Origin of the sequence: Paenibacillus solisilvae (genome assembly GCF_042656405.1) — a bacterium.
Classification (GTDB): domain Bacteria; phylum Bacillota; class Bacilli; order Paenibacillales; family Paenibacillaceae; genus Paenibacillus_Z; species Paenibacillus_Z solisilvae.
The window spans coordinates 49,150-72,721 of record NZ_JBHSOW010000028.1; the positions used below are offsets into that span (position 1 = coordinate 49,150).

Genomic DNA, 23,572 nt, shown 5'->3' on the forward strand with positions numbered 1-23,572 from the left:
CATGATTCTAGTATGAGAAATCGGGGTGGCTTCTATGCACGATTTTACCTTAAGAACTAATCTTTCCTGCATCATACTGATCCATGGTCAAAAGCACTTCCCGCGGCTTACTGCCTTCATACGGTCCGACAATGCCTCTTGCTTCCATTTGATCAATCAGCCGTGCTGCACGGGTATAACCAATTCTCATTCTTCGCTGCAGCAAAGAGACTGAGGCTTGTTTGGCCTCAAGTACGATACGAATCGCCTGATCGTACAATTCATCGAGCATTTCATTATTATCTGCGGCCGCATCGTCAATTTCTGGAACAAGATCTTCTTTGTATTCCGCTTCTGCTTGACCGCGGCAGTAGCCTACAACCGCCTCGACTTCATGATCCGAGAGGAATGCTCCCTGCACCCGGATTGGCTTAGACATTCCCACTGGGAGGAAAAGCATATCTCCCCGCCCTAATAACTTCTCAGCTCCAGCCATATCGAGGATTGTTCTGGAATCGACCTGCGAGGATACGCCAAAGGCGATCCTTGAAGGGATATTGGCTTTAATTGTGCCTGTGATAACATCCACAGAAGGACGCTGAGTCGCAATGATGAGATGGATCCCCGCTGCACGCGCCATTTGAGCCAGCCGGCAAATCGCATCCTCTACGTCATTTGCAGCCACCATCATCAAATCGGCGAGCTCGTCTACGATAACTACGATGTAAGGCAGTACGGCAGAAGGGTTGGGCTCAGCCATCAGATTGTTGTAACCTTCAATATTACGAGTACCTGATTTGGAGAAGGCTTCATATCTTTTCTCCATTTCCACAACGATCTTCTTAAGAGCAAGCGATGCACGCCTTGGATCCGTAACGACCGGTGCTAACAAATGCGGAATCCCATTGTATACGTTAAGCTCAACCATCTTGGGATCGATCATGAGGAATTTCACTTCATCAGGTCTTGCTTTATACAAAATGCTCGTAATAATACCGTTAATACAAACCGACTTCCCTGACCCTGTCGCCCCGGCTACCAATAAGTGAGGCATCTTCGCAAGATTGCCCACGATTGTTTGTCCTGAAATATCTCGGCCAAAAGCAATCGATAGGTTGGAAGTCGAGTTCAAAAAGGAAGGTGTTTCCATAACTTCACGCATGGTGACAACCGAAACTTCCGAATTAGGTACTTCAATACCAATCGCTGACTTCCCGGGAATCGGCGCTTCCATACGAATCCCCTTCGCTGCAAGTGCAAGGGCAATATCATCTGACAAACCAACAATCCGGCTTACCTTTACCCCAGTTGCCGGCTGCACCTCGTATCTTGTAACAGCAGGCCCCCGAACGACATCGAGCACCTTAGCGCGTACGCCGAAGCTCTCCAAGGTCGCTTCAAGCTTACGTCTGGATTCATTCATATCGCTTGTATCCCCTTGTCTCCCGCTTCCAGTCGGCCTGGCCAGCAGTGAAAAGGATGGAATCTGATAAGGAATCTCAATTGGCGCCCTTGATACAGCCTGCGTGCCGTCTGCAGACTCTGCATCACCGGTTTCCATCGCTGGACTGAGCTGAGAAAGCGGTACAGCTGGCGTTGGCAATGGGAGCTCCTCGCCTGCGATATCATCTCGCTCCAACCGATGAGTATGTACAGATGGATTCGTCGGTTGATGAAGTGTGGTACTTGTTCCGGGCTGCTCAGCATATTCCGAACTTTCTTCCTCATCCCAAGGGAGAGTTTCAGGAATATTCGAATGGTTAGGTTCAAAAATCGACTGGTCCAGCTCTCTGCTGTCCGAGTGCCAAGCATCGTCCCCGTGATCCTCGTCTTCTTCCCAAGGCGCTCGGCTGCGCGTTTGACCTTGAACAGGAGATGGATGCCCGTCCTCCATTTGCCAGTCGCTGTCATGAACCGTTGAATGCCCATCTTCCTGATGATTCTGCACATCATTAAACCAAGAGAAAATAGGCGATCTTCTTCTCCTTGGCGCTGCGGGAAGCTGTTCAAAATCTTCATCATCATCATCGTCCAGAATATCAGCGTCGTCCAGAGATCCGCCGCCGCTTCTGCTGCTTGAATTTGAAGAAGTAGCAAGTCTTGCTGTGCGGTTAGGCGGAAAGAACTTCATTCGCATTAAGGATAGCAAGCGGCCTCCGCGGCGGCGTAAAGACTTCGCCAAATCGACATAGGATTTGCCGGTCATTAGCATGATTGCTATCGCAAACATAACGATCATGATAAATTTCGCACCAAAGTAACCAAACAGCCAGTAGAGAGTCGTATACTGAATCGCTCCTATGTACCCTCCGCTTACTGATTGCTTCGGCAGTCCGGCTTCTAAGCCCTTTGAAGGTGCATCAATAAGAGCCCCTCGGACATCGCTGCCAAGCTCATGCAGAATATAACTGGCGGTTAAACCTCCGGTCGGTTCTGTCTTTTGGTCCATTACAGCTATGGAACTCATCAGTGTGAACCCAAGAATAAGCAGCAAAATACCTGTCTTACGGCTTGTCCAACCCGAAGGCCAGGCACGCTTGACCATGACGACTAGGCCGATGTAAATGCCCACTAAAGCAAGTACGAAATAAAATTTGCCCAACAATAAACCGAATAGCTTTGACAATGAGCGGCCGACCGTAGCTTCCCCGGATAAGGCAATAACAGAAACAGTAATGAGCAAAATCCCATAGACTTCATATTTGAGACTCGCACCGAGCGAGTTCCTTTTTCTTTTTCTTTTCTTTGCCAATTCAGTCACCTCTGCTAGCCATTATACCATATGGGGCAAACCCAATGTGTTATTAATATCCAGATTTAGCACGATCCTGCGTTAGAGGAATGCAGACCCGCCAAGGCTTTAGCAGAGGTTACACTGAATATCTACATGACTGAACCGTAGGCAATCACAGTGCCGGGAGACAGCTCAGGACGGAGATATGCATCGAGCGGACAGTCCATTAACCGTATTATTTTTCCTATCCCTGGCGATATCGGTTCAACCTGCATACGTATCCCCGAGATTGTAATATCCACAAATGGTCCAAGTTGATCCTTGAAACCTTCAAATACAAGCTCAAGCGGCATAGAGGTGTAAATAGTCATTGGGGAAGCCCTCCTGAAAATGGATTAGCTTGATTTGTTTGATTTGTTTGATTGGTTTGATTGGTTTGCATGGTTTGCATGACTTGATTAGCTTGATTAGCTTGATTGGCTTGTTTGCGCTCATCAATCAACCGGTTCAGCTGGCTCAAGGCTTGTCCAATACCTCCGACCTCATCAATCAAACCGTATTTGACGGCATCTCCGCCAATTACCGTCGTTCCGATATCTCTTGTCAGTTCGCCTGTCTTGAACATTAGCTCCTTAAACTTCTCTTCCGTAACATTGGAATGCGAGGTCACGAATCGAACAACGCGCTCCTGCATTTTTTCCAAATATTCGAATGTTTGAGGCACCCCAATAACAAGACCATTCAAGCGAATAGGATGAATCGTCATCGTCGCTGTAGCAGCAATGAAAGATTTATTGGCAGCTACAGCGATCGGTACGCCGATTGAATGTCCTCCGCCAAGAACAAGAGTAACAGTAGGTTTGGTCAATGATGAGATCATCTCAGCTATCGCCAACCCTGCTTCGACATCTCCTCCAACCGTATTTAGGACGATCATGATCCCTTCGATTTTGAAGTTCTGTTCAGCCGCCACAAGCTGTGGAATCAGATGCTCGTATTTTGTTGTTTTGTTTTGCGGCGGAAGCACCAGATGCCCCTCTACCTGTCCGATAATCGTCATACAATAAATATTGGATTCAGCTGCCGGCGTCATCGTTTGTCCAAGCTGTTGAATCGTATCCACGATCGGATTTATTGATTTGACCGTACCTGGATCAAGCTGCGGCTGTGGCTGCGGTTGTTCCATTCTTACCAAATTCCCCTGTTCGTCATCCCACATAATCGTACCTCCCTGAGTGTATTTGCGTGACTCTGCATAGTATGGAATGATGTAGTCGAAATATACAAAAACCTGCGTTGGGTAGCTGAAGGTTGAATGGCAAAACAAAAAACGATCCCCCCTTCCAAGCATGTTTCCAGCCTGAATAGAAGAATCGTTTAGTAAAAACAAATAAATTATACTTCCATGATAATTGGTAAAATCATAGGACGACGACGAGTTTGCTCGTATAAGAAACGACCAAGCGCATCTTTCACATTCGTTTTGAGCGATGCCCATTCATTCACTTTATCATTCATTAGCTTCTGCAGAGTCGAAGTCACGATGCGGTTTGCTTCTTCAAGCAAACCCTCTGATTCGCGAACATAAACGAATCCGCGAGAGATAATATCAGGACCGGAAAGGATTGCTCCATCCTGTTTGCTCAGTGTTACAACAACTACAAGAATACCGTCCTGTGAAAGAAGCTTCCGGTCACGAAGTACAATATTCCCGACATCGCCAACTCCTAAGCCGTCAATAAGAATATTGCCTGCTGGAACCTTGCTTCCCTTGCGTCCTGCTCCGCCTTGAAACTCGACGGTATCTCCATTATCAATAACGAAAATATTCTCTCTCTCTATGCCAACAGCTTCTCCGAGCAATGCATGCTGACGCAGCATCCGATATTCACCATGGATAGGAATGAAATATTTCGGTTTAATCAAATTTAGCATGAGCTTCAATTCTTCTTGGCTGCCGTGACCTGATACGTGAACTCCAGATACGGAGCCTGGTCCATAAATGACATTTGCACCTAGACGGAACAGTTCATCAACAGTACGGCCAACATAGCGCTCGTTGCCGGGAATCGGAGTCGCTGCGATAACAACAGTATCTCCAGGTAAAATATCGATTTTACGGTGAGTGGAGCGTGCCATGCGCGTAAGCGCGGACATCGGCTCGCCTTGACTGCCTGTTGAAAGGACGACTACTCGGTCCGCAGCCATTTTATTGATTTCTTCCGGCTCAATCAGCATGCCTTCAGGAATGTTCAAGTATCCTAGATCCGAAGCGATGGAAACCACGTTAACCATACTGCGTCCAACGACTACAATTTTACGCTTTGTCGCTGCAGCAGCGTTTATTACTTGTTGAATTCGGTGTACATTCGAAGCAAATGTCGCAACGACTACACGTTGAGTTGCTTTGCGGAAAATATCTTCAAACTCCACACCGATATTGCTCTCTGATGGTGTAAAGCCCGCACGTTCCGCATTTGTGCTGTCAGACAGCAGAGCAAGTACTCCACGGCGACCGATATCAGCAATTCGCTGAAGATCCGCATATTGGCTGTTTACCGGCGTGTGATCAAATTTAAAGTCACCCGTATGAACAACCGTGCCTTCAGGCGTGTCCAAGCAAACACCGACGGAATCCGGAATACTATGGTTTGTTTTGAAGAAGGACGCTTTAATGGTGCCTAATTGTACTTCAGAATCTGCGTTGATGAGAATACGTTTTGTTTCACCAAGCAAGCCCGCTTCTTTCAATTTGCCTTCAATTAATCCAAGCGTAAGCTTCGTGCCATACACCGGCACGTTCAAATTCTTCAATACATAAGGCAGACCGCCAATGTGGTCCTCATGTCCGTGTGTAATGAGAATACCTCTTACTTTATCCCGGTTTTCTGTTAAATACGTAATATCCGGTATGACAATATCAATACCGAGCATATCTTCCTCTGGGAATTTCAATCCTGCATCCACGACAACGATATCGTTGGCATGTTGAACGACATACATATTTTTTCCGATTTCACCGACGCCGCCCAATGCAAAAATGAGCAACTTATCATTGTTCTTCTTAGACAAGTTTATCTATACCTCCTATAATTTTACGGAACAAACGCATTCCGCAAGCATGATATTCTTTTATTACTAAACGCTTTCAAACATTGATGGATTGCTTTTCTAAATGAAGTATAGATTGCAAAAAATATGTTATTTGTGCGAATCAAACTTAGCAACTGGTTGTCCAAAAACTCAAAAAATCCAAGTCTTGGATCCGTTGACTAACGTCATTTATATTCAGAAATCCCTTGCAATTGTTCCAAAATACGACAATGTTTCCTCCCACAGGAAACACTTAGCTCGTACCTTATAACTAGTACTGTTGGACGCCGCTCCAAACGTTAATCCTTTTTATTATATTTGCCGCACACCGTCACTTGCTTATATTATACATGATAGAAATTGCGAAAAACAAGTAAAGGCTAAAATCCCCCATTACAAAAAGAAAAAACCGATGCAAGCGCATCGGTTTTAGTCGAGTGCGTCAATAGAACGATGGTTGGAAATGTTAGCTGAGAAGCCCTTTTAGCACTTCCAAATCTGCGTCAGTTGCCGCGACGAGCGGTAACCGCACTCCCCCAGCCGGTATTCCTCGAAGAGCGAGTGAACCCTTGACCAGCACTGGATTAGGAAGTTCGAATAACTCTTTGAAAACAGGATGCAGCTGAACGTGAAGCTTCGCGGCTTCTGCTACATTCCCATTCAAAAATGCCTCGATCATTTGCTTCATTTCACGACCTACGACATGGCTCGCCACACTTACTATGCCATGACCACCAATCGACAGCACAGGCAGAGCCACGCTATCGTCACCACTATATAGACGGAAGCCTTCAGGGGCACCAGCCACAATCTGTGTGACCTGATCCAAAGAAGCACATTCCTTAGTTGCCACAATGTTAGGGATTTGCGCCAGACGGAGTGTTGTATCTGCCGACATGCTTGCAACCGTCCGTGACGGAACATTGTATAACATAATCGGAAGCTTAGTCGACTCTGCAATGGCTTTAAAATGTTGAAAAATGCCTTCTTGAGTAGGTCTATTGTAGTAGGGAACAACAAGCAGAATTGCGTCAACTCCACATTCTTCAGCAATATGTGTCAAAAGAATGGAATGAGCTGTGTCGTTGCTGCCGGTTCCGGCAATAACTTTGCATCGTCCGTTCGCACGTTCAAGCGCAAATGAAAATAATGCTTTTTTCTCATCATCTGTTAAGGTTGGGGATTCGCCAGTTGTGCCAGACACAACGATGCTGTCGCTTAATTGATCATCAATCAAATAATCAATGACTCGGCCCGTTGCATCCCAATCAATCGAACCATCCGCATCAAAAGGTGTAACCATCGCGGTAACTAGTCTTCCGAAATCCATTTATGACTCCTCCTAAAAGTTTTCCGAAGGAAAACTTACTTCGGAAGGTTATGCTTAGGTTTCCGAGGTTAAGCTCACTTCGAAAACCATGTCTGAATTAGAATTACTGATGGAGTGAAAATTTTGCATGCAGAGCTTGAAGGGCTTTAGCCATGAATGCTTCCCTTACAAGCACCCAAATCGTTGTATTTGAATCGGCAGATTGAAGAATCGGTATTCCCTCTTCCGTCAGTGCTTCCACGATGCGGGCCATAATACCTGGAACGCCGTTCATTCCTCCGCCGATTACAGAAATTTTTGCGCATCCGCTAACGGCTTTTGGATAATAGCCGATTTCATTCAGAACTGCTACAGCTTGATCAGCGTCGGCATCAAACACGGTGTAAACTGCCCCGCCTGGATTAACATTAATAAAATCAACGCTTATATGATGATGGGCCATCGCTTGAAACACATGCAGCTGCATATCGGAATGACCATCTTGGGCATGCACTGTAATTTGCGTAACCCCGCTCACATGAGCGACCCCAGTCACATAGCGGTCGCGAACGATCGCTGCCTGCTCCGCATCAAGCGAATCTGTGACAAGTGTTCCTTCCTCCTCAGAAAAAGTCGAACGGACTCGAAGCGGAATACGCGCTTGCTGAGCAATTTCGACCGCTCTTGGATGAATGACCTTTGCCCCTTGTCTAGCCATGTTACAAATTTCGGCATATCCCACTACAGACAAGGGCCGTGCATCTTTAACAATTCTAGGATCAGCAGTCAGAATGCCATTCACATCCGTATAGATATCGATGCGTTCTGCCCGAAGCGCTGCACCAAGTGCTGTCGCCGATGTATCACTGCCGCCTCTTCCTAGTGTTGTAAGCTCACCGGTTTCCGTTACTCCTTGAAATCCAGTCACGATGACAACTTGACCCTCTTGTAATGCTTTATGAATAGCTTCCGTGCGTATCTCAAGTATACGCGCTCGGCCAAATTGGCTATCTGTAATAATGCCGGCGCCTCCGCCTGTTAAAGCGACAGCCGGTATAGAATTCGAGCGTAAGATGCTGCACAACACGGTCGCAGAAATCATCTCTCCACACCCAAGAAGCATATCTCGCTCCCGTGGCGGAAGATTATCGCCATGTTCGTGAATAAGAGATAATAACGTATCCGTTGCATAGGGCTCGCCTTTACGCCCCATAGCAGAGACGACAACGACCAGGTCTAGCTGTCGTTGCCGTTCTCTTGAAATATGTCCTAGTACATACCTTCTTGCCTCATCGGTGGAAAGTGATGTACCTCCGAATTTCTGTACAAGGATCCCCATGGTCAAACCTCCGCAATCGAATCGTAAGACGTCGACCGGACCGTTACCTAATAAACGGATCTGCTAAGCAGGATGATTAGCGTTCAATAGCGATATATTCTGCGATTTGAACAGCGTTCCATGCTGCACCTTTGAGCAGATTGTCAGATACGATCCACAGGTTCAGACCGCGTGAGGAGCCTAAATCACGGCGCAATCTACCGACGAAAACTTCAGGTTTGCCAGCTGCATCCGTTGCAAGCGGGTAGCTCTGACCTGCAGGATCGTCTACGAGTGTGACGCCTGGAGCATTCTCGAGCAGTGTCTTGACGTCTTCCAGATCGTAATCATTTTTCAATTCCACATAAACAGATTCTGAGTGGCCATAAACGACAGGTATACGAACACAGGTAGCAGTCACGTCTATGGACTCATCACCTAAAATTTTCTTTGTTTCTTTGACCATTTTCATTTCTTCAAGCGTATAGCCGTTTTCTTGAAATTTATCAATTTGAGGTATCGCATTGAAAGCAATCTGATGCTTCACCGGGAGCGAACCAACTGGTAAAATTTCAGGTTTAACATCATTTCCATCCAATACGTCACGGGTCTGGCGAAGAAGCTCGTCAATTGCCCGGCTGCCTGCACCGGATACAGCCTGATAAGTAGATACAATAATACGGGAGATCCCGTAACGGTCCTGCAGCGGTTTAAGCGCTGCAACCATTTGAATCGTGGAGCAGTTTGGATTTGCAATAATCCCTTTATGCTCATTTACCTTCTCGATGTTTACTTCTGGGACGATTAGCGGTGTATCCGGATCCATTCGGTATGCATTTGTGTTATCAATACATACAACGCCATGTTCAACTGCATGAGGAGCAAGTGCTTTCGTTACATCGCCGCCTGCGCTGAACAAAGCGATCTCTACCCCTTTAAAGCTATCGGGCGTTGCTTCCTCGACTGTATATTCCTTGCCCTTGAACACAATTTTAGTTCCGGCAGAACGTGCTGATGAAAGAAGCTTCAGCTCTGCAACCGGAAAGTTTCTTTTCTCAAGCAGACCGATGATTTGTTCTCCTACTGCGCCTGTTGCGCCTACTACCGCAACGTTAAATAATTTTTGACTCGACATTTGATGTCTGGCTCCCCTCGAAAGAAACTATATATGTTAAGGATAATGACTACAAGTTTATTTGAAGTCGAAAAAGCAACTGTTCTATTCTTCTAATGCCGTTCAATCAGAAGCGGCTGGAGTTGTTTACCAAGAAGTGCAGCTTCACAGGCTTCCGGTACTAAGTCCATCTTGGCTACCAATGAATTGGGCTTCTGAATGGGATTATCCTGTCCGAAAGGGACAAAATAAACATTCTTACAAACCAGCAATTTGGCAATATTCGCCGCATTCAAGCCAAGCCCGTCATTCGTTGATATTGCAAGCACAAGCGGGCGTTGGTTGCGCATTTGTGATTTTGCAGCCATAAGAACCGGACTATCTGTCATCGCATTAGCAAGCTTACTTGTTGTGTTGCCTGTACACGGAGCAATAACTAAGACATCTAACAGTTTAGAAGGTCCAAGCGGCTCAGCGTCGACGATTGTCGAAATAATTTCATTTCCGGTAATAGTTCGGAGTTCCCGCTGCCATTCTTCTGATGAACCGAATCTCGTATCCGTCATCATAATCGTCTGTGTGACAATCGGAACAACATTAGCTCCTTCATCAACAAATCGCTGAATGACCGGCATGACTTCCGCAAACGTGCAGTGAGATCCGGAGAGCGCATAGCCCACCGTTTTTCCTTGCCATTTCATTGCCCATTCCCCCGTTGCCTGGTATCTTCCAAAATCAACCGACTTAAACAATCCGCAATGATACGTCCAGCGGTTTTGGGTGCGACGATTCCTGGTAGACCGGGGGCGAGCAACGCTTTAATTCCCCGCTTCTCAGCAAAGCGAAAATCCGTTCCGCCCGGCTTAGAAGCGAGGTCAATAATGACCGCTCGCGAAGGCAAATTTGCGATAATTTGCGCTGTGACTATCATAGTCGGAATTGTGTTAAAAAGCAAGTCAATATTAACCACATGCTGCTGTAATGCATGGATAAAAAAGGGCTCAAAACCCATTTCCTGCGCTCTTGCAAAATGCTCCTCACGCCTTACTCCGACCTTTACTTTTGCACCTAATCCCTGTAGTGAACGAGCAAGCGTAAATCCGGTCCGGCCAATCCCGAGGACCATGGATGATGAGCCATGAATCGTAATATCCGTGTTCTGAATCGCCATCATAATGGCACCTTCAGCTGTAGGAATGGAGTTATAAATAGCGACATCATCACGGTCAAACAGCTCAATAAGCCGAATATTATGTTTATCGCATAACAGACGGAGATAGGATTTTGCCATTCCAGTGTAGATCGTGCAATGTTTGGGCAAACGAGCAATATGATCATCCGTTAGAATAAGCTCTCGGTCACTAAAAACCGCAATTATTTTCCCGTCATCATCTGTCCCGACTGCAGGAAGTATTAAAGCATCCGCACTATCAAACAATTCTGGGCTCATCTCAGCTTTAACTGCTCCGTCAAGCGGAGTATGGAGCTGGTCAAAGCCTGCTACCGTTACTAGTGCATCGAGCTCGGTCAGCTTACGGATGACCTCGAGTTGACGAGCATCACCACCGAGAAGCACGACCTGAACCCCAGTCAACATGGATATCACTCCTTCCTACTGCAACCGTTACTCAGCAAGAATAACTGACTCGGTTGGCAGTAATTGCAATAGTGGTCGGCATTACCTGCACCCGCTGGACTTTTGATCATATCGATCTCGCGGTGTAATGCTGATCTTAAAACCGTTACTCAGCGAGGCTCTATGCCGCAGTAAACAGCACTCGCTCTTGGTTATAGATCATCTTATGCATCCGCCCAAAGCAGGGTGAAGAAGAAATGCATTCCTTTTTCACGAAATGCGGGTTGTGACTCTAGTCCTCACATCTGAGATTCAAAAAAAATACCCGCATGAGCCTAAGCTCATACGGGTATTAAAGGCAGTTATAAGTCATGATTATTCCTGGTTAGACGCCAGTATGGCCAAATCCGCCTGCCCCGCGGACGGTATCCGGAAGATCATCAACTTCTGAGATTTCAATTGCAGGGACAACTTGGAATACCATCTGGGCAATTCGCTCACCACGCTCAATAATGAAGGTATCCTGACCAAGGTTAATGAGCAGAACTTTAACTTCTCCTCGATAATCCGCATCTATCGTACCGGGTGAATTTAAGCAAGTAATTCCGTGTTTGAACGCAAGCCCGCTGCGGGGACGTATCTGCGCTTCCAAGTCTGCTGGCATGGCCATCGAAAAGCCGGTCGGGATCAGCTTCCGTTCACCCGGCGATAGGGATACCGGTTCTGATACGGCAGCATGAAGATCGAAACCAGCCGCTAACTCTGACATTTTGATCGGCAGCTTGACATCTTCATTGCCTTGGAGCCGCTTAAATAATACTTGATACAAGACTATCCCTCCTAATGGCTGCAGCAGCTTTATCATTCGTTCCCACCATTGCAACTGCAAAAGGCATGGACAGCATCTGTTTGGTCACTTGCTGTATGTCGCTCATCTGAACGGAATCGATTCGAGCAAGCATCTCATCGAGTGTAAAATGACGGCCGAGCATCAGTTCATTCTTACCAAGACGGTTCATCCGGCTGCTGGTGCTTTCGAGGCTCAAAATCAAGCTTCCCTTTAACTGTTCCTTGCCGCGGTGAAGCTCCTCGTCTGATAATCCTTTTGCTGCCAAGTCATTCATCATATTCAGCGTCAAATCCATAACTTCTTTCGTTTGCTTAGGAGCTGTACCCGCATAAATCGTAAATAAGCCGCTATCTGCATATGAAGTGTGGTAGGAATAAACCGAATACGCAAGTCCGCGTTTCTCTCGGATTTCTTGAAATAAACGAGAGCTCATCCCGCCGCCGAGCGCATTGTTAAGAAGAATCATCGCATAAAGATTCGAATCCGCAATCGAACTGCCCTGGAAGGACAAGCAAATATGATTTTGTTCCGTCTTTTTTTTATGAAACAGATATTGTCCGTTAAATTCCGGCGCTGATACTGTGGAATCAGTCCCATTATTGCTGAAGTTTCCAAAATGCTTTTCTAACAGTTCAAGAAGCGGACCCTCCTCCACATGCCCAGCTACACTGATGACGGTGTTATCAATCCGGTAACGATCGCCCATGTAGCCTCGAAGAGTGCCGCTGTTCATTGCTGAAAGCCGCTCTTCCAAACCAAGTATCGAATAAGCTAATGGATGATCGCCATAAGCTGCACGGGATGCTTCATCATGAACTTTATCATCCGGAGTATCTTCATACATGGAGATTTCCTCAAGAATAACATTCTTTTCTTTGTTTAATTCCGTTTCATCTAACTGGGATTCAAAGAACATATCCGCCAACGCATCAACGGCTATCGGTAAATGCTGATCCAATACCTTCGCAAAATAACAGGTATATTCTTTGGCCGTAAATGCGTTCACATTGCCGCCGATACCATCAAACAGATCCGCAATATCCTTGGCGTTTCGGCGAGCTGTGCCTTTGAATAACATGTGCTCGATAAAATGCGAAATGCCGTTATTCTCAGGTGTTTCATTCCTGGAGCCCGTTTTGACCCATATACCAAACGCAACCGAACGGAACGTCGGGATATACTCCACTACAACGCGCAAACCGTTGCTCAGCGTATAGTTATTCACAGCATTTTCCTCCTAAAACTTTCTTGGATACAACTATAACAAAATTACGGTCCAGCCTCAACTAACGTAACTCTCTTCGAAGATAAGGTATCACTTACCGTGCTGAGCATTAGCCCTTTCTGTTTGATTGCTGCAATCATCCCCGGCAGCGCCTCACTCGATGAATCGGTCGGATGCATCAGAATTAATGATCCAGGCTCAACCTGCAACCGAATTTTGCGAACAATTGATGAAGCAGGCGGGTGCCGCCAATCCACAGTATCTAGTGTCCACAAAACAGTCTTTAATCCCTGCTCGGCTGCAACGTTAATCGTCGTCTGATTAAAATCTCCGGATGGAGGGGCGAACCAATGATTCTTGACATGGAGCGTAGCTTGAAGCAGTGCTTCGGTCTTTGCAATTTGATTATATGCCGATTGACGGTCCAATTTGCTCATATCAGGATGGGAATAAGCATGATTGGAGATTTCATGACCGGCTGACTGAATCATTCTGGCCATATAGGTATTCTTCTTTAACCAAGAGCCGTCCAGGAAAAAGGTTGCTTTTACATTTTCCTTCTCCAATGTATCCAGAATTGGCTTAATGAACTCATTCCCCCATGCAACGTTAATCATAAGGGATACCATTGGCTTCTTCGGGTTGCCTTTGTAAATTGGCTGTCTGCCCAACTGTTCCAGATTTACTTTAGGCCATATTTCTTTGTACACGTAACGAATAGGAGCATGCTCAGGTGCCTCTTTCATTAATCGGTAAGTCTGCTCCACATCTACTTCTAAACCATTGTAACCGGGTATCGCTTTCCAAACTCGATCCAGCGTCGCATTAACCGGCGCGATCCTCTTCTTCACGGCTTCCGCTTTAATGGTATCCAAAAGAAGCTGATTCTTCTGGGTGTCTCCCGAAACAGGTTTGAATACATCGTAAACCCTGTTTTGTTTCACAGCAAATACGTAATCAGACAAACTATTGTTCAGCCGCACGGTCAGAAGCAGTGCGCTCATGAGGAGAGCCATCACGATTGCTTTCTTCAATTTCATTGCCTCGTCCCACCCTTCTCTTCATCATATTATGAGCAGGTCCACATTATGAGAAGGAGTAAGGCAAGGCCAATAAAACTTATCCTCGAAAATGATTGATGAATAAAAAAGAGACAGATGCGTGATCTGACTCTTCCTTGTTACTTTATGGGAAAGGATAAATCGTTAACCAAGCTTAGGGCTGTGCAGGCACTTCCAGAACAGCTTTACGCGACAGGTTGATACGTCCTTGCTGATCGATTTCAGTTACCTTGACGGTAATTTGATCTCCGATCTTGAGAACATCCTCCACCTTCGCAACACGCTCAGTTGAAACTTGCGAAATATGAACTAAGCCGTCCTTATTCGGAAGAATTTCAACGAAGCAGCCGAATTTCTCAATCCGTTTCACTGTTCCAAGGTACACTTCCCCCACTACGACTTCACGGACGATTCCTTCGATGATTTGCTTAGCACGTTCATTGGCATCCGCATTTGAGGATGCAATGAATACTGTTCCGTCCTGCTCGATATCAATTTTCACGCCGGTTTCATCAATAATTTTATTAATGATTTTACCGCCGGAACCGATAACGTCACGAATTTTATCCGGGTGAATCTTCATAATGACGATTTTAGGCGCATATTGGGACAATGCTTTCCGCGGCTGCGCCATTACCTCTGTCATTTTACCGAGAATATGCAGACGGCCAACGCGTGCCTGCTCAAGGGATTCCTCCAGAATCGAACGGCTGATGCCATCGATCTTGATATCCATTTGAATTGCAGTAACACCTTCAGCTGTACCTGCCACTTTAAAGTCCATGTCGCCAAGGTGATCTTCCATACCTTGAATATCAGACAAAATTGAAAAATGTTCCCCATCTTTGATCAAGCCCATCGCGATTCCAGCAACAGGAGCCTTGATCGGCACACCTGCATCCATCATGGCAAGCGAGCTTGCGCAGATACTTGCTTGGCTGGTCGATCCGTTCGATTCCAATACTTCGGATACGAGACGAATCGTGTATGGGAATTCCGTTTCAGACGGAATGACTTTGGACAGTGCGCGCTCACCAAGTGCACCGTGGCCAATTTCACGACGGCCTGGAGGACGAAGCGGTCTTGCTTCCCCAACACTGAATGGAGGGAAATTGTAATGATGCATGAAACGCTTGGTTTCTGTCAAGTCGATACCATCAAGAATTTGAACATCACCCAGTGCACCTAGCGTACAAATGCTTAAGGCTTGCGTTTGTCCGCGAGTAAACAATCCGGAGCCATGCGTTCTTGGCAGTAAATCCACATCGCATTCAATGGGACGGATCTCACTCAAAGCTCTTCCATCCGGTCGAACTTTATCATGCGTAATCAATCGGCGCACTTCTTCCTTGACGATATCATACAGAACTTCTTTCACATCACCAAGCAATTCAGGCGTTTCTGCATACTCAACCTCGAAATGTGCAATCGTTTCTGCGTTAACCGCATCAATCGCATCTTGACGTTCATGCTTCTCTTGAATGCGCACCGCTTGTACTAAGCGGTCAGCCACAAAAGCACGAACAGCTGCATTAACCCCTTCATCAGAAGCTTGAAGGATCACTTCCATCTTAGGCTTGCCGGCAATAGCCTGCAGCTCTTCAATTGTTGCAACGATTTTCTTAATTTCATCGTGTCCGAACATAATAGCTTCAAGAATAACGGATTCAGGCACTTCGTTCGCTTCTGCTTCCACCATCATAATTGCATCTTTCGTTCCGGATACGACAACGTAAATATCACTTTTTGTCTCTTGGTCAACCGTTGGGTTAACGATGAATTCACCATCGATACGGCCAACGATAACGCCGCCAATTGGACCGTTAAACGGCAGGTTGGAAATGCTGAGCGCTGCAGAAGTCCCAATCATAGCAGCAATTTCCGGTGTGCAATTCTGGTCTACACTCATGACGATATTAGCGATTTGCACTTCATTGCGGAAACCATCAGGGAACAACGGGCGAATCGGACGGTCAGTTAGTCTGCTCGATAAAATCGCTTTTTCACTTGGACGCCCTTCACGCTTAATGAATCCACCCGGGATTTTACCAACGGCGTACAACCGCTCTTCATAGTTAACTGTAAGCGGGAAAAAATCCAGATTTTTCGGCTCATTCGAGGATACCACCGTACATAGAACGACAGTATCGCCATATTTGACCGTAACCGCTGCGTTCGCTTGTTTAGCAAGACGTCCCGTTTCAAGAACGAGTGGACGTCCACCCAGCGTCATTTCAACATGATGCAACATCGAATTCCTCCTCACTGCTGCCGAAACTTTCGCCCCAATGGGACAGCTCGGCCTGCAGGTTATTGTTTGTTTTCCAATTAAAAGCTTCCATGGTAAATCCTGCTCTGTCACAATATATAAGAAGGAACGGCGCTGTAAAGCAGAACCGCTTACAAGTGCCGTCCATTATTGCGGTGCAAGTCTCTACCCTCAGAAATATAAAATAGCATCGTTAATGAATACTTTCTATATTTTGAGACAAACCCCTTTCGAGGTCTTATTATCTTCAAGCGACCGTGATAAGAGGTTTGTTGGTTGCACCTTTATGTAAATCATTATCGACAAATTTATAAAAAGCAACCCGGTGCTGCCGATCCGGAACCCCGGACGGCTGGACAACCAGGTTGCTTTTATTTACGTATCTACTATCGGCGAAGGCCGAGTTTTTCGATCAATGCGCTGTAACGACGAACGTCTTTGTTTTTCAAGTACGCTAGTAGTTTACGACGTTGACCTACCATCTTCAGTAGACCGCGACGCGAATGATGATCCTTCTTATGCGTCCGCAAGTGATCCGTCAAATTGACGATGTTTTGCGTCAGGATAGCGACTTGAACTTCGGGTGATCCCGTATCGTTCGCGTGTTTCTTGTGCTCATCAATCAGCTGATGTTTAAGCTCTTGTGTAATTGCCATCCATGTTCACCTCCTTCATAATAATCGCCGTTAGCCTCGCCGCCGTCGGTGATGTCGGTCAGGCCAAGCTAAGGTTCGTGCTGCCTGTAATCGATAGAGAATGCTCTATCACCACGCAACGTATTTGAGTATACCACAAACGCCTATAAGAAGTAAATGGAGCCCGTTTACATGTTGAAAGCAGTTAATACTGCACGCGCCTGCTCCGCATCCGAATGGATCTGTTTGACTAGTTCATCGATTGATCCGAACTTCTTCTCCGTGCGGAGGAAACTGATAAACCGAATCATAATCGACTTTCCATACAAATCCCCGTTGAAATCGAATAAATGGGCTTCGAGCACAGGTTTTGGCAAATGCTCGTGAAAGGTTGGTTTCACACCCATGTTTAATACACCATGTATTAACTTTCCTTCAACGTCAGCCATAATCGCATAGACACCCTGTCTAGGCATTACATAAGCAGCTTCCGGTTCGATGTTGGCTGTCGGGAATCCGATTTTACTGCCTCTGCCTTCACCGTGAACAACGATTCCTCTTACTTCATAAGATTCTCCAAGCAGCTGCCTCGCAGTCTCCGGGGAGCCTTCAAGCAGCGATTCTCGAATAAGCGTGCTGCTCACTTTATCGCCATCCTGCATCAATGGTTCGACAATTTCGACCCCAATGTCAGGTTGTCCTAGCGATACTAAAGTTTCCGCATGACCTGAGCCGCGTACGCCAAAGGTGAAATCAAAACCAACTATCGCTTTCTTTACCTGAAGAGGACGCAGTACATCCTCAACAAACTCAGCGGGTGTTACCGCAGAGAAAGACAAATCGAATTTGATCACGTAAACGACATCCACGCCTAGTCGTAGAAAACGTTTGATCTTATCGTCCAGCGGTGTTAAGCAAGTGACATACTGCTGCCCTTGGCCCAGCACTTCCTTCGGATGCGGATGAAACGTCATGACTGCAGCCTGTAACCCTTCAGCTTTGGCAGCTTCCATAGAACGGCGGATGACGTTTTGATGACCTCTATGTACGCCATCAAAATGCCCGATAGCGAGTGTTTTTGGTACAGCCGTTTCAGCTGCTGTAGATGAACGAATTGGATATTCTAAGAAGATGATTTCCATGCAGTCACACCTGCTTTATGATCTTCGCTTATTATACCGGTGTAAAGACCTTCACTGCTTTCAGCAGCTCACTGTCCGCTTCCCGTTCAAACAATCCGATAAACAGACCATCTTCCCTGTACAACCGAATAAGCTCGTCTTTTTTTTCCGATACGGTTAAGTCTTTCAAACTTTGGCTGGGAATCCGTTTACCTTGAAAGGCATGCTGTGCGGTCTCCCTACTAACTGTCCCGCGTGCAAGATGTTCAAGCGCTGAATCGGCGGGAAGCAACCGGGCTTCCAAATCTCCCGATGCCTGAAGTTGTTCGATTTCTTCCAAAGTCAAGCATTGCTCCTCTGTAAACCCGCCTGACATCGTACGTTTGAGTTCCGCCATGACAGCAGGAACATTAAGCGCATGACCGATATCTACACAGAGAGTACGGATATACGTTCCTTTGGAGCATTGAACCGCAAAACGAATGGTTGGTTGCTGCTTGGCAAGGCTGAGCTCCAGCAAGTCCAATTCATAGATCTTAACTTTTCTGGACTGCCTTTCAATAACTTGACCTTCTCGCGCCAACTCGTACAGACGCTTCCCTCCAACCTGCACGGCAGAATACATTGGAGGAATCTGATCAATCTCACCGATGAAGGATACAAGCACGCGGCGGATATCCGCTTCGCTTAGTTGAACGTCCTTCGCTTCCGAAATAACCGTACCCGATAGATCCTCGGTATCTGTCGCTATTCCAAACTGGAGTACAGCTTCATAGGCTTTAGGCCTCTCCTGCACATATTCCACAACACGAGTCGCACGACCAATACAAAGAGGCAATACCCCCGTAACTTGCGGATCCAACGTCCCGGCATGACCAATTCGTTTGGTTCGCAGTATACGTCTAACTTTAGCTACTACATCATGAGATGTCCAGCCTGCCGGCTTCCAAACGGCTAGAATACCGTCCATCATTCTTCCAACGCCTTTCTAACGGCATTAATGAGGCTGGAAATGGAATCGGCTATCACTCCCTCAAGCCGGCATCCAGCTGCCCGAACATGCCCTCCGCCGCCAAATAGCTGTGCGATGGCCGATACGTCTGCTTTGCCAGATGATCGCATACTTACCTTTACTTGGCCATTCTCGGTTTCTTTGAATAAAATACCTACTTCTACACCTTCAACATTGAGTGCATAGTTGACCAAGCCTTCCAAATCATCTCCGATTGCTCCAGTCTCAGCCATGTCAGCAACAGAAATATAAAGCCATGCAATTCGGTTATCTTCCGAGAAAGTAAGACCGTTCAAACCGCGCTGCAATAATAGAAGCTGAGGCTTAGTCATACGCTCCAGCAGGTGATTGGCTATCCAATGCCCTGGGACACCTTTAACAAGCATACTAGAAGCCACATTCATCACTCTGGGAGTCGTATTGGAATACCTAAACCCGCCTGTATCGGTTAATAATCCTGTATATATTGCAGTGGCTGCTTCTTTGTCCAGGACAATTCCCGCATATTCCATTAAATCGTATAAAATTTCAACAGTGGCAGCAGCATCCGTTCGAATCACATTAACAGCGCCAAAACCATCATTTGTTGGATGATGGTCGATATTAAGCAATACAGCTCCTTCAGCAAAGCTGCCGGAAACCAGGCCAATTCTACGAAAGTCTGCACAATCCACGGCAATAATGCGGTCATAGGTCTCTGTAGGAGGCTGCAGACTATAATTATGGATGGAAGCTGTATCTTCCATAAAGGTAAGCTTAATGGGTACTGGACTTTCGTTAATCATATTGACTTGTTTTCCAAAATGGCGCAGCAGCCAGCAAACAACAACTGTGGAGCTGATTGCATCACCGTCAGGCTGAACATGCGAGACGACCAAAAAGCGGTCGCCCTCTCGCATAAAAGCAATAGCATCGTCCAGCTGTTTTTCATAAGTCGCGGTAAAAGCCGCAGGCTTTACCCCGGTCATTGCACACCATTATCACTATTAATATTATTGAGCAACGATTCGATTCGGCTGCCGTATTCGATGCTGTTGTCAAACTTAAACAACAGCTCCGGTGTATGGCGGAAGCGAATTCGCTTGCCTAGCTCGGAACGAAGAAAGCCAGTTCCGCGTGCCAGCGCCTTGAGCGTTTCTTCTTTCTGTTCGTCTGAACCAAGTACGCTCAGGAAAACGCGTGCTTGCGAAAGATCATTTGTCAGTTCCACACCCGTTACTGTAATGAATCCGATACGGGGATCTTTAAGTTCCGATTGAATGAGCTGACTTAATTCTTTCTTGATTTGTTCACCGACTCGCCCTACGCGAATTTTCGCCATAGGTTAATCACCTCTCTACTGTCTCCATAACGTAAGCTTCAATGGTGTCGCCTTCTCTAAGGTCATTAAATCTTTCGAGTGTAATTCCGCACTCATAGCCTTGAGCAACTTCCTTAGCATCATCTTTAAAGCGTTTGAGCGATTCGATCTCTGTGTCAAACACAACAATTCCGCTTCGAATCAAGCGAGCTTTTGCCGAACGCGTGATTTTACCTGAAGTAACCATACATCCAGCAATTGTACCGACTTTCGTAACTTTGAATATGTTACGCACCTCAGCCTGCCCGATAATGACTTCTTTGAAGATTGGATCCAGCATCCCTTTCATAGCATGCTCGATTTCGTCAATTACATTATAGATAATGCTGTGCAAACGAATATCAACTTTTTCTTGCTCAGCTGTTGCCAGTGCTTGAGGCTCTGGACGAACGTTAAAGCCGATTACAATCGCACTGGACGCAGCAGCCAGGTTAATATCAGACTCGGTAATTGCACCAGCGCCGCTGTGAATGATTTTGACACGAACGCCTTCGATGTCGATCTTCGCAAGCGATCCTTTAAGTGCCTCGGAAGAACCTTGAACGTCCGCTTTGATGATAACGTTCAGTTCCTTCACTTCTCCATCTTTAATATGGCTGTACAGATCTTCAAGCGTTACACGAGTATTGGCACCAAGCTCGGATTGACGGTGCTTAATGGCACGACGCTCTGCAATGGCACGAGCTTTGCGCTCATCTTCAAACACGAGGAACGGGTCACCGGCTTGCGGAACTTCTGTCAGACCCGTAATCTCGATTGGCGTACTTGGACCCGCTTCTTTCAGACGACGACCTTTATCATTGACCATAGCACGGACACGTCCGAAGCAGTTACCTGCTACAAAAGCATCTCCGACTTTGAGTGATCCATGCTGAACGAGGATACGAGCTACCGGACCTTTACCTTTATCAAGCTCGGCTTCGATAACCGTACCGCGTGCCCGTTTGTTCGGGTTAGCTTTGTAGTCGTTCACTTCAGCGACGAGCAGAATCATTTCAAGCAGTTCTTCCAGACCGATACGCTGTTTGGCTGATACGTTGACGAAAATCGTGTCGCCGCCCCATTCTTCCGGTACAAGCGCGTATTCAGTAAGGCTTTGTTTGATTTTATCAACATCTGCACCTGGCTTATCGATTTTGTTGACCGCTACGATAATCGGTACGCCAGCTGCTTTCGCATGGTTAATGGCTTCCACTGTTTGCGGCATGACGCCGTCGTCAGCTGCAACAACAATGATTGTAATATCGGTTACTTGAGCTCCACGGGCACGCATGAGTGTAAAAGCTTCATGGCCCGGTGTATCCAAGAAAGTAATTTTCTTATGATTAATTTCTACTTGGTATGCACCGATATGTTGTGTGATACCGCCAGCTTCGCCGCTGGTTACGCTGGTATGGCGAATGGCATCAAGCAAGGTTGTTTTACCATGGTCAACGTGACCCATAATTGTTACAACCGGCGGACGAGTTTCGAGTGTTTCTTCTTCATCCTGCTCTTCGAAGGTCTCGAATGCATCTTCCTCAACCGGAATTTTCACTTCAACTTCTACGCCGTATTCCGTAGCGATCAATTGAACGGTATCCAGATCAACCTCTTGGTTAATGGTAGCCATTACGCCAAGCACGATAAGTTTCTTGATAACCTCGGAAGCATCCTTATGGAGCAATTTTGCCAAATCACCGACTGTTACTGTACCACGGACGATAATTTTCTTAGGTGTGTTATCCACTTTTTCTTTGCGCTCTTGCTGTTGGCCTCTGCCGCGCTGGTTTTTGCCTCCGCGGTTGTTGCCTTTGTAGTTGCTTACCCGTGCATCGTCAAAACGTTTGCCGCCAGCATTTTGATTCGGTTTGGATGATCTTTTCTTTTCATCCAGAGCAGGACGGGGCTCAAATGTTTTTCCTTGCGCATTGCGGTTTGGCTGCGGCGTAGTTGCACGCGAGCCGCCGGTGCTTGGAGCTGGAGCCGGACGGCTGGAACTTTGACTGCGCTGTCCGCCTTGTCCCTGCGGGCTGCTTTGTCCAAAGCGCTGCCCGCCTTGGCCTGAACCGCCTTGACTGCCTTGGCCACTTGGACGCTGTCCACCTTGACCACCACCGTATTGACCGCTAGGACGTTGGCCACCTTGACCGCCCTGTCCGCCTGGGCGTTGACCGCCTTGGCTGCCTTGACCGCTAGGGCGTTGGCCGCCCTGACCGCTTGGACGCTGGCCTTGATTGTACTGTCCGCTTGGTCGTTGGCCTTGTTGACCGCTTGGTCGTTGGCCTTGTTGACCACTCTGTCCAGCAGGACGCTGCTGAACAGAGCCAGTTCCGGATTGCTGGTTGCTTGCCGGTGTAGACTGCGCACTTGGTTGTGCTGGCACAGCTGATTGACTCGTTGCTGCGGATTGTGATGCTGCGGCAGGCTGTGAACTTGTGTTTGCTGAAGCAGCTGCTGCGGATGTGCTCGTACTTGCTTGCGTATTAGGTTTTGTTGTATTCATATTCCCCTGTTGATCGTTTGTATTTTTGTTACTTTGCCCTTGCGGCTGACCTGCATTTGAGGTTGGCTGCGGTTTACGTTCCAGTGACTGTTGCTGCGGACGATTAGTTGGCTGCGAAGAAGCAGCAACGGTTGCAGTCTCTTGCGCTCGTTTGGCGGCTGCATTTGCTTTTATATCACGAAAAAAACCCTCGACTTTGCTTACCATCTCATTCTCCATCACGCTCATGTGATTGTTAACAGGCAGACTGAGACGTTTCAAAATCGTAATGATTTCCTTGCTGCTCATATTGAGCGACTTGGCGTACTCATAGACGCGCAATTTATCTTTGTTGTCCTTGCTGTCTTGTTGTTTAGTCAATATACTCCACCTCCGTAGGTTGGCTTAAGCTCTGTACGATACTCTTGGAAAAGCCTGCATCCGTAACGGCA

At 46.8% G+C, this 23,572-nt stretch carries 19 protein-coding genes; all 19 read right to left on the minus strand.

Features of this window, described 5'->3' with window-relative positions:
- Positions 1-49: 49 nt before the first annotated feature.
- Positions 50-2,731, minus strand: coding sequence for an FtsK/SpoIIIE family DNA translocase (locus ACFPYJ_RS07430; RefSeq protein WP_379187452.1), 2,682 nt, complete (start codon positions 2,729-2,731; stop codon positions 50-52).
- 131 nt (positions 2,732-2,862) lie between these two features.
- Positions 2,863-3,084 carry a YlzJ-like family protein gene (locus ACFPYJ_RS07435; RefSeq protein WP_379187453.1) on the minus strand — a complete coding sequence of 74 codons (222 nt, stop codon included), beginning with the start codon at positions 3,082-3,084 and terminating at the stop codon, positions 2,863-2,865.
- Entirely contained in the window at positions 3,081-3,899 is an 819-nt protein-coding gene (locus tag ACFPYJ_RS07440) for a ClpP family protease (RefSeq protein WP_379187567.1), read from the minus strand. Before ACFPYJ_RS07440 ends, ACFPYJ_RS07435 begins: the two co-directional genes overlap by 4 nt.
- A 209-nt stretch (positions 3,900-4,108) precedes the next feature.
- Positions 4,109-5,785: a ribonuclease J gene (locus ACFPYJ_RS07445; protein ID WP_379187454.1), complete on the minus strand. Its 1,677-nt coding sequence runs from the start codon at positions 5,783-5,785 to the stop codon at positions 4,109-4,111.
- A 487-nt stretch (positions 5,786-6,272) separates the two neighbouring features.
- Positions 6,273-7,136 carry a 4-hydroxy-tetrahydrodipicolinate synthase gene (gene dapA / locus ACFPYJ_RS07450; protein WP_379187455.1) on the minus strand — a complete coding sequence of 288 codons (864 nt, stop codon included), beginning with the start codon at positions 7,134-7,136 and terminating at the stop codon, positions 6,273-6,275.
- Between the two features lie 103 nt (positions 7,137-7,239).
- Positions 7,240-8,454, minus strand: a complete 1,215-nt coding sequence (dapG, locus tag ACFPYJ_RS07455) for an aspartate kinase (protein ID WP_379187456.1) — start codon at positions 8,452-8,454, stop codon at positions 7,240-7,242.
- 76 nt (positions 8,455-8,530) lie between these two features.
- Complete coding sequence (locus ACFPYJ_RS07460) at positions 8,531-9,568, minus strand: aspartate-semialdehyde dehydrogenase (RefSeq protein ID WP_379187457.1); 1,038 nt, start codon at positions 9,566-9,568, stop codon at positions 8,531-8,533.
- Between the two features lie 92 nt (positions 9,569-9,660).
- Positions 9,661-10,248 (minus strand): dipicolinate synthase subunit B, encoded by a 588-nt coding sequence (locus ACFPYJ_RS07465; RefSeq protein WP_379187458.1) that lies wholly within the window; start codon positions 10,246-10,248, stop codon positions 9,661-9,663.
- Positions 10,245-11,144: a dipicolinate synthase subunit DpsA gene (dpsA, locus tag ACFPYJ_RS07470; protein WP_379187459.1), complete on the minus strand. Its 900-nt coding sequence runs from the start codon at positions 11,142-11,144 to the stop codon at positions 10,245-10,247. The genes ACFPYJ_RS07465 and dpsA overlap by 4 nt, the downstream gene beginning before the upstream one ends.
- A gap of 364 nt (positions 11,145-11,508) precedes the next feature.
- Positions 11,509-11,952: a dUTP diphosphatase gene (dut, locus tag ACFPYJ_RS07475; protein WP_379187461.1), complete on the minus strand. Its 444-nt coding sequence runs from the start codon at positions 11,950-11,952 to the stop codon at positions 11,509-11,511.
- Positions 11,933-13,198 (minus strand): M16 family metallopeptidase, encoded by a 1,266-nt coding sequence (locus ACFPYJ_RS07480; RefSeq protein WP_379187462.1) that lies wholly within the window; start codon positions 13,196-13,198, stop codon positions 11,933-11,935. The genes dut and ACFPYJ_RS07480 overlap by 20 nt, the downstream gene beginning before the upstream one ends.
- Before the next feature lie 44 nt (positions 13,199-13,242).
- A complete protein-coding gene (locus ACFPYJ_RS07485) occupies positions 13,243-14,238 on the minus strand; it encodes a polysaccharide deacetylase family protein (RefSeq protein WP_379187463.1) in 996 nt (331 codons plus the stop codon).
- 175 nt (positions 14,239-14,413) lie between these two features.
- A complete protein-coding gene (gene pnp / locus ACFPYJ_RS07490; RefSeq protein ID WP_379187464.1) occupies positions 14,414-16,510 on the minus strand; it encodes a polyribonucleotide nucleotidyltransferase in 2,097 nt (698 codons plus the stop codon).
- Between the two features lie 404 nt (positions 16,511-16,914).
- Positions 16,915-17,184 carry a 30S ribosomal protein S15 gene (gene rpsO, locus ACFPYJ_RS07495; protein WP_379187465.1) on the minus strand — a complete coding sequence of 90 codons (270 nt, stop codon included), beginning with the start codon at positions 17,182-17,184 and terminating at the stop codon, positions 16,915-16,917.
- Between the two features lie 167 nt (positions 17,185-17,351).
- Positions 17,352-18,305, minus strand: a complete 954-nt coding sequence (locus ACFPYJ_RS07500) for a bifunctional riboflavin kinase/FAD synthetase (protein WP_379187467.1) — start codon at positions 18,303-18,305, stop codon at positions 17,352-17,354.
- Positions 18,306-18,336: 31 nt separating this feature from the next.
- Positions 18,337-19,254 carry a tRNA pseudouridine(55) synthase TruB gene (gene truB, locus ACFPYJ_RS07505; protein WP_379187568.1) on the minus strand — a complete coding sequence of 306 codons (918 nt, stop codon included), beginning with the start codon at positions 19,252-19,254 and terminating at the stop codon, positions 18,337-18,339.
- The gene (locus tag ACFPYJ_RS07510) at positions 19,254-20,264 is read right to left on the minus strand and encodes a DHH family phosphoesterase (RefSeq protein ID WP_379187468.1); all 1,011 of its coding nucleotides are present in this window, start codon (positions 20,262-20,264) and stop codon (positions 19,254-19,256) included. The genes truB and ACFPYJ_RS07510 overlap by 1 nt, the downstream gene beginning before the upstream one ends.
- On the minus strand, positions 20,261-20,617 hold the full coding sequence (rbfA, locus tag ACFPYJ_RS07515; protein ID WP_379187469.1) for a 30S ribosome-binding factor RbfA: 357 nt from the start codon (positions 20,615-20,617) through the stop codon (positions 20,261-20,263). The genes ACFPYJ_RS07510 and rbfA overlap by 4 nt, the downstream gene beginning before the upstream one ends.
- 7 nt (positions 20,618-20,624) lie before the next feature.
- Positions 20,625-23,429, minus strand: coding sequence for a translation initiation factor IF-2 (gene infB / locus ACFPYJ_RS07520; RefSeq protein ID WP_379187569.1), 2,805 nt, complete (start codon positions 23,427-23,429; stop codon positions 20,625-20,627).
- Positions 23,430-23,572: the final 143 nt, after the last annotated feature.

Coding starts and splice junctions, on each gene's coding strand:
- rbfA (WP_379187469.1), bottom strand. CDS start 20,617: ATGGCGAAAATTCGCGTAGGGCGAGTCGGTGAACAAATCAAGAAAGAA.
- dapA (WP_379187455.1), bottom strand. CDS start 7,136: ATGGATTTCGGAAGACTAGTTACCGCGATGGTTACACCTTTTGATGCG.
- ACFPYJ_RS07440 (WP_379187567.1), bottom strand. CDS start 3,899: ATGGAACAACCGCAGCCACAGCCGCAGCTTGATCCAGGTACGGTCAAA.
- pnp (WP_379187464.1), bottom strand. CDS start 16,510: ATGTTGCATCATGTTGAAATGACGCTGGGTGGACGTCCACTCGTTCTT.
- ACFPYJ_RS07435 (WP_379187453.1), bottom strand. CDS start 3,084: ATGACTATTTACACCTCTATGCCGCTTGAGCTTGTATTTGAAGGTTTC.
- dapG (WP_379187456.1), bottom strand. CDS start 8,454: ATGGGGATCCTTGTACAGAAATTCGGAGGTACATCACTTTCCACCGAT.
- ACFPYJ_RS07465 (WP_379187458.1), bottom strand. CDS start 10,248: ATGAAATGGCAAGGAAAAACGGTGGGCTATGCGCTCTCCGGATCTCAC.
- ACFPYJ_RS07485 (WP_379187463.1), bottom strand. CDS start 14,238: ATGAAATTGAAGAAAGCAATCGTGATGGCTCTCCTCATGAGCGCACTG.
- ACFPYJ_RS07460 (WP_379187457.1), bottom strand. CDS start 9,568: ATGTCGAGTCAAAAATTATTTAACGTTGCGGTAGTAGGCGCAACAGGC.
- ACFPYJ_RS07500 (WP_379187467.1), bottom strand. CDS start 18,305: ATGGAAATCATCTTCTTAGAATATCCAATTCGTTCATCTACAGCAGCT.
- infB (WP_379187569.1), bottom strand. CDS start 23,429: ATGAGCAGCAAGGAAATCATTACGATTTTGAAACGTCTCAGTCTGCCT.
- rpsO (WP_379187465.1), bottom strand. CDS start 17,184: ATGGCAATTACACAAGAGCTTAAACATCAGCTGATTGATGAGCACAAG.
- ACFPYJ_RS07510 (WP_379187468.1), bottom strand. CDS start 20,264: ATGACCGGGGTAAAGCCTGCGGCTTTTACCGCGACTTATGAAAAACAG.
- dpsA (WP_379187459.1), bottom strand. CDS start 11,144: ATGTTGACTGGGGTTCAGGTCGTGCTTCTCGGTGGTGATGCTCGTCAA.
- truB (WP_379187568.1), bottom strand. CDS start 19,254: ATGGACGGTATTCTAGCCGTTTGGAAGCCGGCAGGCTGGACATCTCAT.